The sequence below is a fragment of the Lentzea pudingi genome, assembly GCF_014646255.1.
GTDB lineage: Bacteria > Actinomycetota > Actinomycetes > Mycobacteriales > Pseudonocardiaceae > Lentzea > Lentzea pudingi.
In genome coordinates, this window is record NZ_BMNC01000011.1 from 1 (window position 1) to 14,613 (window position 14,613).

Below are 14,613 nucleotides of genomic sequence, written 5' to 3' on the forward strand. Positions count from 1 at the left end.
AACCCCAGTACTCCCCCGAACCACCAACTCAGGCAACACATCCTCGACATCCGTCGGCAACGCCCCACCAACAACAGCCACCAACGCCCGAGCCGCCCGAGCCCCAAACGCGAACGTGTCCCGCGACAAAGCAGTCAACCGCCCGTGCTGACACAAAACCGAGTCATCCCAAGCAACGATCGACAACTCCGAAGGCACAGCCACCCCAAGAGAAGCAGCAACCTCAGCCCCAGCCACAGCCATCACATCGTTGTCATAAACGATCGCCGTAGGCGGCTCCCCCCTCCCCAGCAACTCCCGGGTAGCAGCCGCCCCAGACTCAGCCGTGTAGTCCCCAGCAACCACCACACCGTCCACACCGTCCACAGCAGACGAAGCAAACGCAGCATCCCGCCGAACCGTGTGCAACAGGGACGCCAACCCGGCCACCCGAGCAATCCGACGATGCCCCAAGCCCTTCAAGTACTCCACCACGGAAGTCATGGCCGCGTAGTCATCAGCCCACACCGAAGCCAACGCCCCATGATGCCCGGCCCCACCGACAACCACAGCCGGCAACCCAAGCGAAGACATCAGCGAAACCCGAGGATCCGACACCAGCAGATCCACCAAGAACACCCCATCAACCCGATGCTCAGCCCACCACCGCTGGTACAACGCGATCTCTTCTTCACGCGACGACACCACCTGCAACAACAACGCACACGAGATCTCAGACTGCATCCCAGCGATCAACTGGAAGAAGAACGCCTCGTCCCCCAAAGCCCGAGGCGGCCGCACCAGAACCAGCCCCACCGCATCGGCGGACGCGGACGACAGCGCCCGAGCGGTCACGGAAGGCCGATACCCCAAAGACGAAGCCACGGCCAGCACCCGCGAGCGAGTCGACTCGGACACCCCGGAACGGCCGTTCAAGGCCAGCGACACGGCTCCCTTGGACACCCCGGCCTCCGCCGCGATGTCCTTGATCGTCGGCCTCTTCACGACACCCCGCTCTGTCCGAAAGGAGACAACAAGACGTTCGGAGGCTAGCCGGAGATAAACCGGTTTAGCTAGGGTCCGCGAGCAAGGAGGTGGGTGTCAATGAAGAGGCGCACGTTCCTCGCGGGCCTGGCGGCGGTGCCCGTAGCGGGATGCGGTCTGTCCGGCACGTCCAACACGTCATCATCGGCAACAGGCCAGGTCACGGGCGAGATCACGTTCCAGACCTGGTCCCTCAAGCCCAAGTACACCGACTACGTCAACGGTGTCATCGACGCTTTTCAGAAGCAGCACCAGGGCACCACGGTGAAGTGGGTCGACCAGCCCGCGGACGGGTACCTGGCCAAGGTCATGGCGGACGCGAGCGCGGGCAGTCTGCCCGACGTGATCAACGTGCCGCCGGACCTGAGCTTCCCGCTGGCCAAGGCGGGACAGCTCGTCAACCTCGACGAGTCCCTCAAGGACGCCAAACCCGAGTACCTCGACAACGCCTGGCAGGCGTTCGAGATCCCCGGCAAGGGCGGCTGCTACGGCTTCCCGTGGTACCTCAATACCGGCCCGATCTTCTACAACAAGGCCCTGTTCACCCAGGCGGGCCTGGACCCGGACAAGCCACCGACGAACTTCAAGGAACTCGAAACCCAAGCACTCCAACTGGCGCAGAAGAAGATCGCGATCCTCGGCCAGACCCCGAGCATCGCCGACTTCGGCCTCTACGGCGTCAAGCTCTTCGAGAACGAAAAGTTCACGTTCAACGAGGCCAAGGGCGTCGAGTTCGTCGAAAGCTACAAGCGGATGTACGACGCGGGCGCGCTGATCCCCGAGGCGCTCACGCAGAACTACACCGGCGCCGGCGCGAAGTTCATGGCGCAGCAGACGGCGCTCAACCCCGGCAGCGCGTACGACCTCGGCAAGTTCAAGACCGACGCGCCGAGCCTCTACGCGAACATCGGCATCTCCACGCCCATCACGAACACGGGCAGCGCCAACATGTTCCTGCACGGCATGAGCGTGCCGAAGAGCAGCAAGAACCAGGCGACGGCGCTGGCGTTCGGCCGGTTCGCCACCAACGCCGAGAACCAGGTGAAGTTCGCCAAGCTCGCCTCGATCTTCCCGAGCACCAGCAAGGGCGGCGACGACCCGTACTTCACCACCGAGGACGGCACCGACGAGGCACGGGTCAGGGTGGCCGCGGCCAAGCAGCTCAAGACCGCGGTGAACTACACGCCCGTGCAGTTCAGCGACCAGATGCGCGAGGCACTGCTGCAGCAACTGGCCGACGCCATGCTCGGCAAGAAGTCGCCGAAGCAGGCCCTGGACGACGCGGTCGCCGAGTGCAACCGCCTCCTCAAGTAGGCCAACACAGATGACTCATCGCCCGTACACGCCGTGGCTGTTCCTGGCCCCAGGACTGGCCATCTGCTCGCTGTTCGTCATCTTCCCGTTCCTGAACATGATCGTGCTCGCGTTCACGGACGCGAGCGCGCTGGGCGGCGGCCAGTTCACCGGTGTGGACAACTTCGTGCGGATGGTCCAGGACCCCAAGTTCTGGGCCGCCGCGCGCAACAGCGGTCTCTACATGGTGGGTGTCGTCCCACCACTGGTGCTGTTGCCGCTGCTGATCGCGATGCTCGTGCAGAAGGTCGTGCCGGGCATCGGGATCTTCCGCACGGCGTTCTTCACGCCGGTGATCGCGTCCACGGTCGTGGTCGGGCTCATCTGGACGTGGCTGCTCGACAGCCGCGGCCTGGTGAACAACGTGGTGGAGGCGCTGGGCGGCACCAGGATCGGGTTCCTGACCGACTCGACGCTGCTGCTGATCAGCTCGATGGTGGTGACGGTCTGGCGCGGCCTCGGCTACTACATGGTGATCTACCTGGCCGCGCTCGCCAACGTGCCGAAGGACCTGCACGAGGCCGCGATGGTCGACGGCGCGGGACCGGTCAGGAGGTTCTGGTCGGTCACCGTGCCCAGCCTGCGGCCGACGATGGTGCTGGTCGGGGCGCTGAGCGCGGTCAACGGGTTCCGCGTGTTCTCCGAGATCTACCTGCTGTCGGGCGGGTCCGGCGGTCCGGGCGGGGCGAGCACCACCCTGGTGATGCTCATCCAGTCGGTCGGCCGCGGCCTGACCGGTGAGGTCGGGTACGCGTCGGCGCTCAGCGTGGTCCTGTTCGTGATCCTGCTGGGCCTGCTGCTGGTCACCCTCAAGCTCAACCGCAGGGAGGACCAGCTGTGAAGCGCGCCCACGTCTACCTGGCCCTGCGTTACCTCGGGCTGCTCGCCGTCCTCGCGATCAGCATCGGGCCGTTCCTGTGGCAGTTCGCGACCAGCATCAAGGGGCCGAACGAGGACGTCTTCGTCCCCGACTTCATCCCCGACGACCCGACGTTCGGCAACTACGCCGCCGTCGCCGACGTGGTGCCGGTCTGGAACTTCGCGCTCAACTCGCTCGGCGTCGCGAGCGTCAACGTCATCACGAACTGCCTCGGCGCGGCCATGGCCGGCTACGCCCTGGCACGGCTGAAGTTCAGGGGACGCCGCTTCGCCGCCGTGGTCTTCGCGAGCAGCATCCTGGTGCCGTTCGAGGCGATCATGATCTCGCTGTTCCTGGTGATGCGCGGCTTCGGGCTCACCAACACGCTCACCGCGGTCGTGCTGCCCGGCGCGATCGCCGCGCTCAACGTCCTGTTGCTGCGCAACGCCTTCCTCGCACTCCCCGCCGAAGTCGAGGAAGCCGCGATCATCGACGGCGCCAACGCGTGGCAGCGCTTCACCCGCCTCGCGCTGCCGTCGGTGAAGGGCACGCTGGTCGTGGTGGCGCTGTTCTCGTTCATGTTCAGCTGGGACGACTTCCTGTGGCCGCTCATCGTGCTGAGCGACCAGGAGAAGTACACGCTCACCATCGGCCTCGCGTACCTCCAGGGCACGTTCGTGCAGAACCAGCGGCTGGTGGCGGCGGGCACGATCATCGCCGTCGTCCCGCTGATCCTGCTGTTCCTGTTGCTGCAGAAGCACTTCTTCCGCGGAGTGGGAGAAGGCGCGATCAAGGGCTGACCAAGGCGAGGAGCTCAACCTTGCGTTTCGGCGTGAACTACACCCCGTCCCAGGGCTGGTTTCACCACTGGCTCGACTTCTCCCTCGACGACGTCAAAGCCGACTTCGAGTCCATCAAGGGCCTGGGCCTCGACCACGTGCGGGTCTTCCCGCTGTGGCCGGTGTTCCAGCCCAACCGGAGCCTCGTCCGCCCGAAAGCTGTCGAGCAGCTCGCCCAGATGCTCGACGCCGCTCACGAGACAGGACTGGACGTCCAGGTCGACGTGCTGCAAGGGCACCTGTCGAGCTTCGACTTCTACCCGTCGTGGGTGCAGACCTGGCACCGCCGCAACATCTTCACCGACCCGGACGTCATCAGCGGGCAGCGGTTCTACGTCCGCACCCTCGCCGAGGCCCTCAGGGACAAGCCGAACTTCCTCGGCTTCACCCTGGGCAACGAGGTCAACCTGCTCACCGAGTCGAACCCCTGCGCGCCCGAGCAGGCGGGCGAGTGGATCGACACGCTGCTCGGCGAGTGCGACAAGGCCGCACCGGGCCTCCCGCACGTCCACTCCGAGTACGACGCAGTCTGGTACGAGAGCGAGCACGCGTTCCTGCCGGAGCACGCCGCCAACAAGGGTGCGATGACGACGGTGCACTCGTGGGTCTTCAACGGCACCGCGCAACGCTACGGGCCCATGTCCGCCGAGAGCGTCCATCACGCCGAGTACCTGGTCGAGCTCTCGAAAGCGCACGCCAAAGACCCAGAACGGCCCGTGTGGCTGCAGGAGGTCGGCGCCGCCCAGCCCGAGATCAGCGCCGAGCAGGCACCGCGGTTCGCCGAGCAAACGCTTGCGAACGTGCTGACCTGCTCGAACCTGTGGGGCGTCACGTGGTGGTGCTCGCACGACGTCGACCGCGCGTTGATGGACTTCCCCGAACGCGAGTACGAGTTGGGGTTGTTGACGACGGAACGCGAGGTCAAGCCGCTCGGCGAGGCGATCGCCCGGATCGTGCGCGAGGCAGCGTACGAACCGGTCGAGCGCACGCCGATCACGCTGCACGGCGACCGGCCCTCGTGGGGTCCGGGCGGTGCTTTCTTCGAAGAGTGGATGGGCTTGGCGCGTGACGGCGTGCGGGCCTCGATCGAGCTGGGGTGACGACGTGCACGACGAACGCGCGCTGCTGGAAGAACGACTCAACCGCACGCTGAAGGAACGCATCCGCCCGGCCGTCTACGGCGAGACCGCACCGCTGGAGCTCGCCGTCTGGACCGTGCCGGACGAGCCCGTCCCGGTCGCCGAGGCCCTCGGAGCCACCTACGAACCGGCGCAGGTCGGCGACGCCTGGGGCGCGCCGTGGAGCACGAGCTGGTTCCGGCTGACCGGCAGCGTCCCCGAGGCTTGGGAGGGCAAGCAGGTCGAGGTCGTTCTGGACCTCGGCTTCACCCATCCCGGCCCCGGTTTCCAGTCCGAGGGCCTCGCCTACACGGCCGACGGCCTGCCCATCAAGGGCATCGAGCCGCGCAACACCTACCTGCCCGTGGACGGCTCCGAGGTGCTGTTCTACCTGGAGGCCGCGGGCAACCCGACGATCCTCGACTTCCACCCGTTCCTGCCGACCTCGCTGGGCGACAAGGAGACGGCGGGCACCGAACCGCTGTACAAGATCCTCAAGGCCGAGCTCGCGGTGTTCCAGCCGCAGGTGTGGCACCTGATGCTCGACATCGAGGTGCTCCAGTCGCTGATGAGGGAACTGCCGGACCACGACCCGCGCCGGCACAAGGTCCTGCACGCGCTGGACCGGGCGATGGACGCGCTCGACCTCAACGAGGTCGCCGCGACCGCCGACCTGGCCCGGGAGGAACTGGCCGGTGTGCTGTCGCTGCCCGCCAACGCCTCCGCGCACAAGGTCTCCGCGATCGGCCACGCGCACATCGACTCCGCCTGGCTGTGGCCGCTCAGGGAGACCGTCCGCAAGTGCGCGCGCACGTTCTCGAACGTCACCAAGCTGATGGACGAGTACCCGGACCTCTACTTCGCGTGCTCGCAGGCCCAGCAGTACGCCTGGATGAAGGAGCACCACCCGCACGTCTGGGACCGCGTCCGCGAGAAGGTCCGGAGTGGACAGTTCGTGCCGGTCGGCGGCATGTGGGTCGAGTCCGACACGAACATGCCCGGCGGCGAGGCGATGGCCCGACAGCTCGTGCACGGCAAGCGCTTCTTCCTCGACAACTTCGGCGTCGAGACCGAGGAGGTCTGGCTGCCCGACTCGTTCGGCTACAGCGCCGCACTCCCCCAGCTGATCAAGCTGTCGGGATCGCGCTGGTTCCTCACCCAGAAGCTGTCGTGGAACCAGATCAACAAGTTCCCGCACCACACGTTCTGGTGGGAGGGCATCGACGGCACGCGGATCTTCACGCACTTCCCGCCCGTCGACACCTACAACTCGTCGCTGTCCGGCGAGGAGTTGGCACGGGCGTCGAGGCAGTTCGCCGAGCACGCCAAGGCCTCGCGTTCCCTCGTCCCGTTCGGCTACGGCGACGGCGGTGGCGGCCCGACCCGCGAGATGATGGAGACGGCGCACCGCGTCGCGAACCTCGAAGGCTCGCCGACGGTCCGCGTCGAACCCCCGCGCGACTTCTTCCAGGCCGCGCAAGACGAGTACCCGGACGCCCCGGTGTGGGCGGGCGAGCTGTACCTGGAGAAGCACCGCGCCACCTACACCACGCAGGCCAAGACCAAGCAGGGCAACCGCCGCAGCGAACACCTGCTGCGCGAGGCCGAGCACTGGTCCACAGCCGCCGCGTTGCAGGGCGCCGACTACCCGTACGAAGACCTCGACCGGTTGTGGAAGACCGTGCTGCTGCACCAGTTCCACGACATCCTGCCCGGCAGCTCGATCGCCTGGGTGCACCGCGAGGCGGAGGCCACCTACGCCCGCGTGGCATCCGAACTGAAGGCCCTCACGGCCACCGCGATCGACGCGCTGAAGGGCGAGGGCGACGACGAGCTGACGTTCGACGTGCTCGGCGGTGACACACCTCGCCCGTTCGTCGCACCGGTGGACGGCGTGCTGGACAACGGCAGGCTGCGCGTCACGATCGACGCCGAGGGGATCGTCACCTCGATCCTGGACCTCGAGGAGGACCGCGAAGTCCTGCCACCGCACGGGTTCGCGGGCATGCCGCAACTGCACCGCGACAACCCGAACCAGTGGGACGCCTGGGACATCGACCCGTTCTACCGCAACTGGAAGGCCGACCTGACCCCGTCCGAACGCGTCGACGCTTCCGAAGGTGTCGTGGTCAGGGCGAAGTTCGGCGACTCCGTGCTCACCCAGACCATCCGGCTGCGCGAGGGCGCGAAGCAGGTCGACTTCGACACCGAGGTCGACTGGCAGGAACGGGAGAAGCTGCTCAAGATCGCGTTCCCGCTCGACCTGCGCGCCGAGGTCTCCACGGCGGAGACCCAGTTCGGGCACCTGCACCGCCCGGTGCACACCAACACCTCGTGGGAGGCGGCCAAGTTCGAGATCTGCGCCCACCGCTACCTGCACGTCGGCGAACCCGGCTACGGCGTCGCGGTGGTCAACGACTCGACCTACGGCCACGAGGTCACCCGCACCACCCGTGACGACGGCGGAACCACCACGACCGTGCGCCTGTCCCTGCTGCGCGCACCGAGGTTCCCCGACCCCGAGACCGACCAGGGCGAGCACCGCTTCCGCTACGCCCTCGTGATCGGGAACCTGCCGGCCGCCATCGACGCCGGCTACCGCATCAACCTGCCGCCACAGGCCGTCCGGGGTTCGCGAGCACCAGAACCGTTGGTGCGCACGGATAACCCGGCGGTGAGGGTCGAGGCCTTGAAGCTGGCCGACGACCGGTCGGGCGACGTGGTCGTCCGGCTCTACGAGGCGCACGGCGGCCGTGCCCGCGCCTCGATCAGCACCTCCTTCGCCCACACCCGGATCCAGGAGACCGACCTGCTCGAACGGCCCCTGGCCGAGCAGTCGGCAGAGGTGGTGCTGCGTCCGTTCCAAGTGATCACCCTGCGATTCACGAGGTAGCGCATGAAGAAGCTGTTCCTCGCCCTGCTGCTGGTGGCGCTCGCCGCGCCACCGGCCCAGGCGGCCACCCAGAAGCGAACCGTCGTCTACTACCAGACCCAGTACAGCAACGGCGCGACCGGGACGTACGTCTCGCCCAAGCCCCTGCTCGACCGCGGCACCGGCGTCACGGACGTGCTCGTCGCCGCGATCCACCTCAACGACAACAGGATCGTCCACCTCAACGACCACCCGCCGTCGCACTCGCGGTACACGCAGATGTGGCAGGACCTCGCCGCGATGCAGGCCCGCGGCGTCAACGTGATCGGCATGGTCGGCGGGGCGGCACAAGGGTCGTTCGCAAGGCTGGACACCCAGTTCGACACCTACTACCCGTTGCTGCGCGACACGATCCGCACCTACAGGCTCAACGGCGTCGACCTTGACGTCGAGGAGCGGATGTCGATCGCGGGCATCCGGCGCGTGATCGACCGGCTGAAGACCGACTTCGGCGCGGGCTTCATCGTCACGCTCTCCCCGGTGGCGAGTGCGCTGTGGGGCGGCGGCAATCTCTCCGGCTTCAACTACGAGGACCTGTACCGCAGCCACGGCTCGAAGATCGCGTGGTTCAACGGCCAGTTCTACAACGGCTGGGGCAACGCGGGCAGCACCGCGCACTACGACCAGATCGTCAACCGCCGGGTGATCCCGGCGAACAAGGTCGTGCTCGGCGTCCTCACCAGCACGGCCAACGGCGGGTCGGGCTACGTGAGCATGACGACGCTGAAGAACACCGTCACCAGCCTGAAGACCAAGTACGCCAACTTCGGCGGTGTGGCGGGCTGGGAGTACTTCAACTCGCTGCCCGGCGGCACCGCGGAGCCGTGGCGGTGGGCGGCGGACGTGATGGCGATGCAGAAGTAGGCCGAACGGCGTAACTCGGGCGGGGTTGGGCAACCGGCACCCCGCCCGAGTGCGTTAGGGGGTGGGGCCTTCCACCGGAAGCAGGTGGGGGCGAGGGGCAAAGGGGGAACTTTCGCATGCCTTCTTGGAGATCGGTCGCGGTGGTCACCGCGGTCGCGCTGGGGATGATCACGCCGGGGATCGCGCACGCCGCGCCGCCCGCCAACGACGACTTCGACACCGCCACGGTCATCGGTGCCTTGCCGTACGCCGTCGAGCAGGACACGACGGAGTCGACCAAGGCACTGGACGACCCGGCCGGGTGCAACGGCTACTCGGTGCCGGCCTCTTCCTGGTACCGCTACACCGCGACCGAGGACGGTCTGCTGCGGCTGAAGACCGAGGGCAGCGACCGGGACCTGAACGTGGCCACCTTCACCGGTGGGCGCGGCGACCTGAAGGCGGTCTGGAACTCGTTCTACGACGGCTGCACGACCGAGCGGGACACGCCGCTCACGTTCCCCGTGAAGGCCGGCACCACCTACCACTTCATGGTGAGCGGGACGAACAGTCCCGGTGGCCAGGTGAAGCTCGCGCTGGACAGGATCTCCCGCCTGCCGGGCGACGACCTGGCCGGCGCCGAGCCGGTGACGACGTTGCCGTTCAGCGCGCCGCAGCCGGACTACACCCGCGCCTCCCGCGAGCGCAACGAGCCGAATGCCGGTGGTTGCGCCAGTTCGAGCGCGCCGTCGGTCTGGTACGCCTACACGCCCACGAGGAACCACTCGGTGCTCTTGCACGTCGAGGGATGGGGTTCCGGCCCCACCGCGGCCGTCTACGAGGGCACCTCGATCGACGACCTGACCCTCGTCGGTTGTGAGGGTCCCCAGTACGGCAACGGCAAGTCGGTCGCCGTCATCGCCGGCAGGACGTACTACGTCCAGTGGTCCGGCGGCGGCTACTACAGCTACCCCTCGACCCTCGAACTGACCGAGACGGAGCCGCTCCGGACGAGCGTCCACACCGGTTACGACCACGAGCGATCGGTCTTCGAGACCATCGGCTTCTCCCTCGACCACACGAACGACCACGACGACCCGGTCACGACGGAGTGGGACTTCGGTGACGGCACGACCGCGCCACCGAGCACCGAGACCGGCAAGTCGCACCGCTACGCCGCGGACGGCGTCTACACGGTGACCGTGCGCTCGAAGGCCGGAGACGGCCGCACGGCGACGGACACGACGACGGTCACGGTGAAGACGCACGACGTCGGCATCTCCAAGTTCACCGTGCCCACCGCCGCACGGGCGGGCGAGCAGAAGCAGATCTCCGTCCAGGTCTCGAACACCCGCTACCAGGAGAAGGTGACGACCACCCTGTACCGCAGCGGTCCCGACGGGTGGCAGGAGGTCGGCACGCTCACGATCGACGTACCGGCGCACCCGACCCGCAAGGTGAAGTTCCCCTTCGCCTACACCTTCACCCCGCAGGACGCGGCGGCCGGCAAGGTCTCGTTCCGCGCGGTCGTCGAACCGCAGTTGTCCTACCCGGTGCGCGACTCGGTCCCGGGCGACAACGAGGTCATCTCGATCGCCACGACCGTCAAGCCGGCGCTGGTGTCCGCCGCCGCCGTCGCGAACTGATCCGGGGGAGATCATGAGACTGTCCAAGAGAATTCTCGCGTCCGCGTTCGCCGCGGCGGTGCTGGCGGCATTCGCTCCGGCGGTGGCGCTGGCCGCTCCGGCGGGCGACGACTTCGACACCGCGATCGACGTGACCGCGCTGCCGTTCCAGTCGGCGATCGACACGACCGGTGCCACCAAGGCGACCGACGACCCGAACGCCTGCAACCACTGGGGCGAGGGCTCGGTGTGGTTGCGCTACACCGCACCCGCGGACGGCATCGTCCGGCTGCGGACGCAGTCCACCCGGTTCGGGCCGTTCTTCGGCGTGTTCACCGGCGAGCGCGGCGCACTCACGCCGGTGCAGGGTGCCTGCGCCTCCAGCACTCCCTACGACGACACGTTCCGCGTCCAGGCGGGTGTGACGTACCACGTGATGGTCGTCGAGTACTACCAGGGAAGCGGCGGCCCGGTCAGCGTGTCCCTGCTCCCGATCGACCCCGCGCCGAACGACGCCCTCGCGGCGGCGGCCCCCGTCGAGCTGTCCGACCGCGTCGAGGGCGACCTGCGCCGCGCGTCGGCGGAGCCCGGCGAGCCCGCGGCGAGCTGCGACACCGGTGCGACGCAGTCGGTCTGGTACCGCTACACGCCTTCGCAGGCGAAGTTCGTGCGGTTGCTGTCCGGCCGCGGGGTGGTGAGCGTCCACCGGGCGTCCGACCTGTCCGAACTGGACTGCAAGCCGACCGGTCGCGACATCTACCCGGACGCCGTGTTCGCGGCGACGCCCGGTGAGTCCTACCTGATCCGGGTCGCGGACTCACCGGAGGACGCGGGAACGTTCTTCGTGGAGGTCGGCGAGGCGGCCCCGTTGAAGCCGTACGTCTCCGCTCATCCCAACAACCCCACGGTGTTCACCGACGTCACGCTGCAGCCGTACACCGGTGACCCGCGGCCGTTCGTCAGCGGGACGGTGCACTTCGGTGACGGCGGTTCGGCCCCGATCGTGCCCGGTGAGCAGATCAGGCACCGGTACGCGGCCGACGGCGAGTACACGCTCTCGGTGACGGGGTCGACGAAGGACGGCCGCACCGGCACCGGATCGGGAACGGTGAAGGTCGAGACGCACGACGTGGCCGTCACCGCGTTCACCGTGCCGGCGTCGGCACGAGCGGGCCAGACCAGGTCGTTCACGGCCACGGTCGCCAACACCCGGCACGACGAGAACGTCCGCGTGACGCTCTACAAGGTCGGCGGCGCCCCTGGCGGGTACGACCTGGAGATCGGCCACACCACGCAGTGGGTCGCGGCGTCCGCGTCCGGCAGGACCGGCTTCCCGTTCGCCTACACCTACTCGGCGGAGGACGCCGCGAAGGGCACGGTGGAGTTCCGCGTGGAGGCCACCATGCCCGACCGCGGCTGGGGTTCGGACGCCAAGCCCGACGACAACCAGGCGCGCGCCACGACGACCAGCGTGCGCAAGGCGGCCGGGACGAACGCCGTGGCCGACTAGTCGAAGCGGAAGGTGGCTGTCTCGAGGTTGTCGAGCATCCACTCCCGCCGCACGAGCGGTGCGCCGGTTTCCCTGCGCAGCAACGGAAGCCGGCGCACCATCTCTTCCAGCAGCACCCGCTGCTCCAGCCGCGCGAGGCCCGCGCCGAGGCAGTGGTGCGGGCCGTGCCCGAACGTCATGATCCGCGTCTTGCGGCGGATGTCGAACACCTCGGGGTCCGCGTAGCGCGACGGGTCCCGGTTGGCCGCGCTGAGCCACCCGGTGACCCACTGGCCCGCCGCGATCGCCCGCCCGCCGATCTCGACGTCGCGCAGCACCAGCCGGCGGGGTCCGGGGAACACCGGGTACCAGCGCATGGTCTCCTCGACGGCGCCCGGGATCAGCGACGGGTCGGCGCGCAGCTCTTCCCAGCAGCCGAACTCGGTCAGGAACAGCACCGCGTTCGGGATGCTCGCGTACACCGTGTCGACCCCGGCGCCGAGAAGCATCGCGCAGTACCCGACGAGGTCCCAGTCGGACAGGGGCCGCCCGTCGACGAGGTAACCGCGGTCCTGGGCCGCGATCAGCTCGGCGATCAGGCCGCCCTTCGGCTCGGTCCGCTGGCGGCCGACCTCGTCGGCGAAGAACCGGGCCATCTCGGACTGCGACGGCAGCGTGTTCGTCGTGACCGAGGCCTTGTACCACTCCTCCAGCCACGCGGTCATGAGCGTCTCGGCGCTGAGGTCGAGGCCGAGCAGGTGGCAGATCACCCGCGTGGGCAACGGCCGGGCGATGCGCGCGACGACGTCGAAGCCCGCCGGGTCGAGGTCGTCGACCAGTTCGACGGAGATCGCGCGGATCCGCTCCTCGAGCCTCGCCATCACGCGCGGGCTGAACGGGTCGGCGACGGCGGCCCTCAGGTCGCGGTGGCGCTGCCCGTCCGCGGCCCACATGCCGCTCAGCATGGCGTTGGCGAGCGGGCGCGTCTCGTCGGTCAGGCCGTAGCCCGCGGAGAAGTGCTCCTCGTCGGACAGCACCCGCTGCACGTCGGCGAGGCCGAACACGTGCCAGGTGCCGAGTTGCTCGTCGAAGTGCACTTCGGTGGCGGGATCGAAGAACTTCGCAGGTCGGGTGGGTAAGTGGGCGACAGTCATGCCCTCGATCGTCGCCCCTTACCCGGCCCGGCGGCATCCGCTGATCCGGCTACCGGAGTGCGGCGTAAGGGGTCCGGCGGTGCGACCTTGGGTGATCGTCCGATGTCGGGGCCCACCCCTCAGGAGCAACCTCATCGTCATCAGGAAGACGAACTGAGGAGTGAGTGAGATGGAATGGACGCCCGAGGCGATCAAGGCGGAGATGGACTACCGGCAGGAGGCCCTGCGGGAGGACGCCCGCCGCGTCCGGGAGTACTACCGCAACGGCGGGCAGCCGCGGTCGTGGTGGCACCGGATGACGCACCGGCACGAGCCTGAGGTTCCCGCCGGGCCACAGGCTGCGTGATGCCGGGGGTAGTCGTAGGGGGTGCGGTTCCTCTCGTCCAGGAACCACACCCCCTACGACTCGTGTTCTCTAAGCCTTCGGCAGCCAGGCCTTGACCTTGTCGGCGTTGGCCTCCGCCCACTTCTTGGCGGCGTCCTCGGGCTTCATCTTGTCCTCGGCGATGTACTTCGCCACGGTGTTCTGGTCCTCGTTGGTCCACTTGAAGTTCTTGACCAGCTGGAAGGCCGGGCCGTTGGCGTCCGCGAACTTCTTCGACACGAGCTTGTCGAGGTCGTAGTCCGGGTAGTCGCAGGCGATCTTCTCGGCGTCGGCGTCACAACCCGGCGTGTACGCGGGCAGCTTGACCTTCTCGAGCTTGATCTCGTTGAGCAGCCACTGCGGCGAGTAGAAGTAGCCGATGACCCACTTCTTGTCCTTCTCCGCCTGGCGGAAGGCCTGGATCAGCGCGGTCTCGCTGCCGCCGTAGACGACCTTGTAGTTGAGGTTCAGGTTCTTCACCAGAGCCTCGTCGTTCGTCACGAACGACGGGTCGCCGTCGAGCAGCTGGCCCTTGTCGCCGGACTCGGAGGTCTTGAACTTGTCCGCGTACTTGTTGAGGTTGTTCCAGTCCAGGATGTCGGGGTGCTCCTTGGCGAGCCACGGCGGCACGTACCAGCCGATCTGGCCCTTCACGCCCGTGGACCCCGCGCTGACGGCGGTCTTCTGCTCGTCGACGTACTTCTTGCGCAGGTCGTCGTGGCCCCAGTTCTCGACCACGGCGTCGACCTCACCGGTGCCGAAGCCCTGCCAGGCCACCTCTTCCTTGAGCTCCTTCTTGGTGACCTTGCACTTGAGCTCTTTCTCGGCCACGTACGCGAGCACGGCCGCGTTCGCCTCGTAACCGACCCACGGGTTGATCGCGAGGTTGAACGTGCCGCAGTCGCCGGTCGCACCCGAGGAGGTGTCACCGACCTTGGCGCCACCGCAACCAGCCAAAGCGAGTGCTCCGACGAGCACCGCCCCCAGCACGCTGTGCCTTGCCACTTTCCAGAC

Annotated in this window: 12 protein-coding genes; 9 read left to right on the plus strand and 3 right to left on the minus strand. The window is 67.9% G+C overall.

Annotated elements, in window-relative coordinates:
• Window positions 1–984, minus strand: a 984-nt coding sequence (locus tag IEY88_RS30425) for a LacI family DNA-binding transcriptional regulator (RefSeq protein WP_189158333.1), incomplete at its 3' end; no start/stop codon positions are given.
• 99 nt (window positions 985–1,083) lie between these two features.
• Here IEY88_RS30425 and IEY88_RS30430 point away from each other — a divergent pair.
• The 8 genes from IEY88_RS30430 to IEY88_RS30465 all read left to right on the plus strand — a co-directional run bounded on the left by IEY88_RS30430 (window position 1,084) and on the right by IEY88_RS30465 (window position 12,102).
• Window positions 1,084–2,337 carry an ABC transporter substrate-binding protein gene (locus IEY88_RS30430; RefSeq protein WP_189158334.1) on the plus strand — a complete coding sequence of 418 codons (1,254 nt, stop codon included), beginning with the start codon at window positions 1,084–1,086 and terminating at the stop codon, window positions 2,335–2,337.
• 10 nt (window positions 2,338–2,347) lie between these two features.
• The gene (locus tag IEY88_RS30435) at window positions 2,348–3,217 is read left to right on the plus strand and encodes a carbohydrate ABC transporter permease (protein ID WP_189158335.1); all 870 of its coding nucleotides are present in this window, start codon (window positions 2,348–2,350) and stop codon (window positions 3,215–3,217) included.
• Window positions 3,214–4,035, plus strand: a complete 822-nt coding sequence (locus IEY88_RS30440; RefSeq protein ID WP_189158336.1) for a carbohydrate ABC transporter permease — start codon at window positions 3,214–3,216, stop codon at window positions 4,033–4,035. Before IEY88_RS30435 ends, IEY88_RS30440 begins: the two co-directional genes overlap by 4 nt.
• 20 nt (window positions 4,036–4,055) lie before the next feature.
• On the plus strand, window positions 4,056–5,174 hold the full coding sequence (locus tag IEY88_RS30445; protein WP_189158337.1) for a glycoside hydrolase 5 family protein: 1,119 nt from the start codon (window positions 4,056–4,058) through the stop codon (window positions 5,172–5,174).
• 4 nt (window positions 5,175–5,178) lie between these two features.
• Complete coding sequence (locus IEY88_RS30450; RefSeq protein WP_189158338.1) at window positions 5,179–8,085, plus strand: alpha-mannosidase; 2,907 nt, start codon at window positions 5,179–5,181, stop codon at window positions 8,083–8,085.
• A gap of 3 nt (window positions 8,086–8,088) precedes the next feature.
• On the plus strand, window positions 8,089–8,988 hold the full coding sequence (locus IEY88_RS30455) for a glycoside hydrolase family 18 protein (RefSeq protein WP_189158339.1): 900 nt from the start codon (window positions 8,089–8,091) through the stop codon (window positions 8,986–8,988).
• Between the two features lie 116 nt (window positions 8,989–9,104).
• The gene (locus tag IEY88_RS30460) at window positions 9,105–10,613 is read left to right on the plus strand and encodes a PKD domain-containing protein (protein WP_189158340.1); all 1,509 of its coding nucleotides are present in this window, start codon (window positions 9,105–9,107) and stop codon (window positions 10,611–10,613) included.
• A 13-nt stretch (window positions 10,614–10,626) separates the two neighbouring features.
• A complete protein-coding gene (locus IEY88_RS30465; protein ID WP_189158341.1) occupies window positions 10,627–12,102 on the plus strand; it encodes a hypothetical protein in 1,476 nt (491 codons plus the stop codon).
• On the opposite strand, the gene IEY88_RS30470 is transcribed toward IEY88_RS30465, so the two are convergent.
• Window positions 12,099–13,235 (minus strand): cytochrome P450, encoded by a 1,137-nt coding sequence (locus IEY88_RS30470; protein WP_189158342.1) that lies wholly within the window; start codon window positions 13,233–13,235, stop codon window positions 12,099–12,101. The genes IEY88_RS30465 and IEY88_RS30470 overlap by 4 nt on opposite strands.
• A 169-nt stretch (window positions 13,236–13,404) precedes the next feature.
• On the opposite strand from IEY88_RS30470, the gene IEY88_RS30475 reads away from it, so the two are divergent.
• Window positions 13,405–13,581, plus strand: a complete 177-nt coding sequence (locus IEY88_RS30475; protein WP_189158343.1) for a hypothetical protein — start codon at window positions 13,405–13,407, stop codon at window positions 13,579–13,581.
• A 69-nt stretch (window positions 13,582–13,650) separates the two neighbouring features.
• Here IEY88_RS30475 and IEY88_RS30480 read toward each other — a convergent pair whose 3' ends face one another.
• Window positions 13,651–14,604, minus strand: coding sequence for an ABC transporter substrate-binding protein (locus tag IEY88_RS30480; RefSeq protein ID WP_189158344.1), 954 nt, complete (start codon window positions 14,602–14,604; stop codon window positions 13,651–13,653).
• Window positions 14,605–14,613: the final 9 nt, after the last annotated feature.

Excerpts from the sequence above, each read along its gene's own strand:
- IEY88_RS30475 (WP_189158343.1), top strand. The coding sequence starts at position 13,405 with ATGGAATGGACGCCCGAGGCGATCAAGGCGGAGATGGACTACCGGCAG.
- IEY88_RS30460 (WP_189158340.1), top strand. The coding sequence starts at position 9,105 with ATGCCTTCTTGGAGATCGGTCGCGGTGGTCACCGCGGTCGCGCTGGGG.
- IEY88_RS30470 (WP_189158342.1), bottom strand. The coding sequence starts at position 13,235 with ATGACTGTCGCCCACTTACCCACCCGACCTGCGAAGTTCTTCGATCCC.
- IEY88_RS30435 (WP_189158335.1), top strand. The coding sequence starts at position 2,348 with ATGACTCATCGCCCGTACACGCCGTGGCTGTTCCTGGCCCCAGGACTG.
- IEY88_RS30455 (WP_189158339.1), top strand. The coding sequence starts at position 8,089 with ATGAAGAAGCTGTTCCTCGCCCTGCTGCTGGTGGCGCTCGCCGCGCCA.
- IEY88_RS30430 (WP_189158334.1), top strand. The coding sequence starts at position 1,084 with ATGAAGAGGCGCACGTTCCTCGCGGGCCTGGCGGCGGTGCCCGTAGCG.
- IEY88_RS30465 (WP_189158341.1), top strand. The coding sequence starts at position 10,627 with ATGAGACTGTCCAAGAGAATTCTCGCGTCCGCGTTCGCCGCGGCGGTG.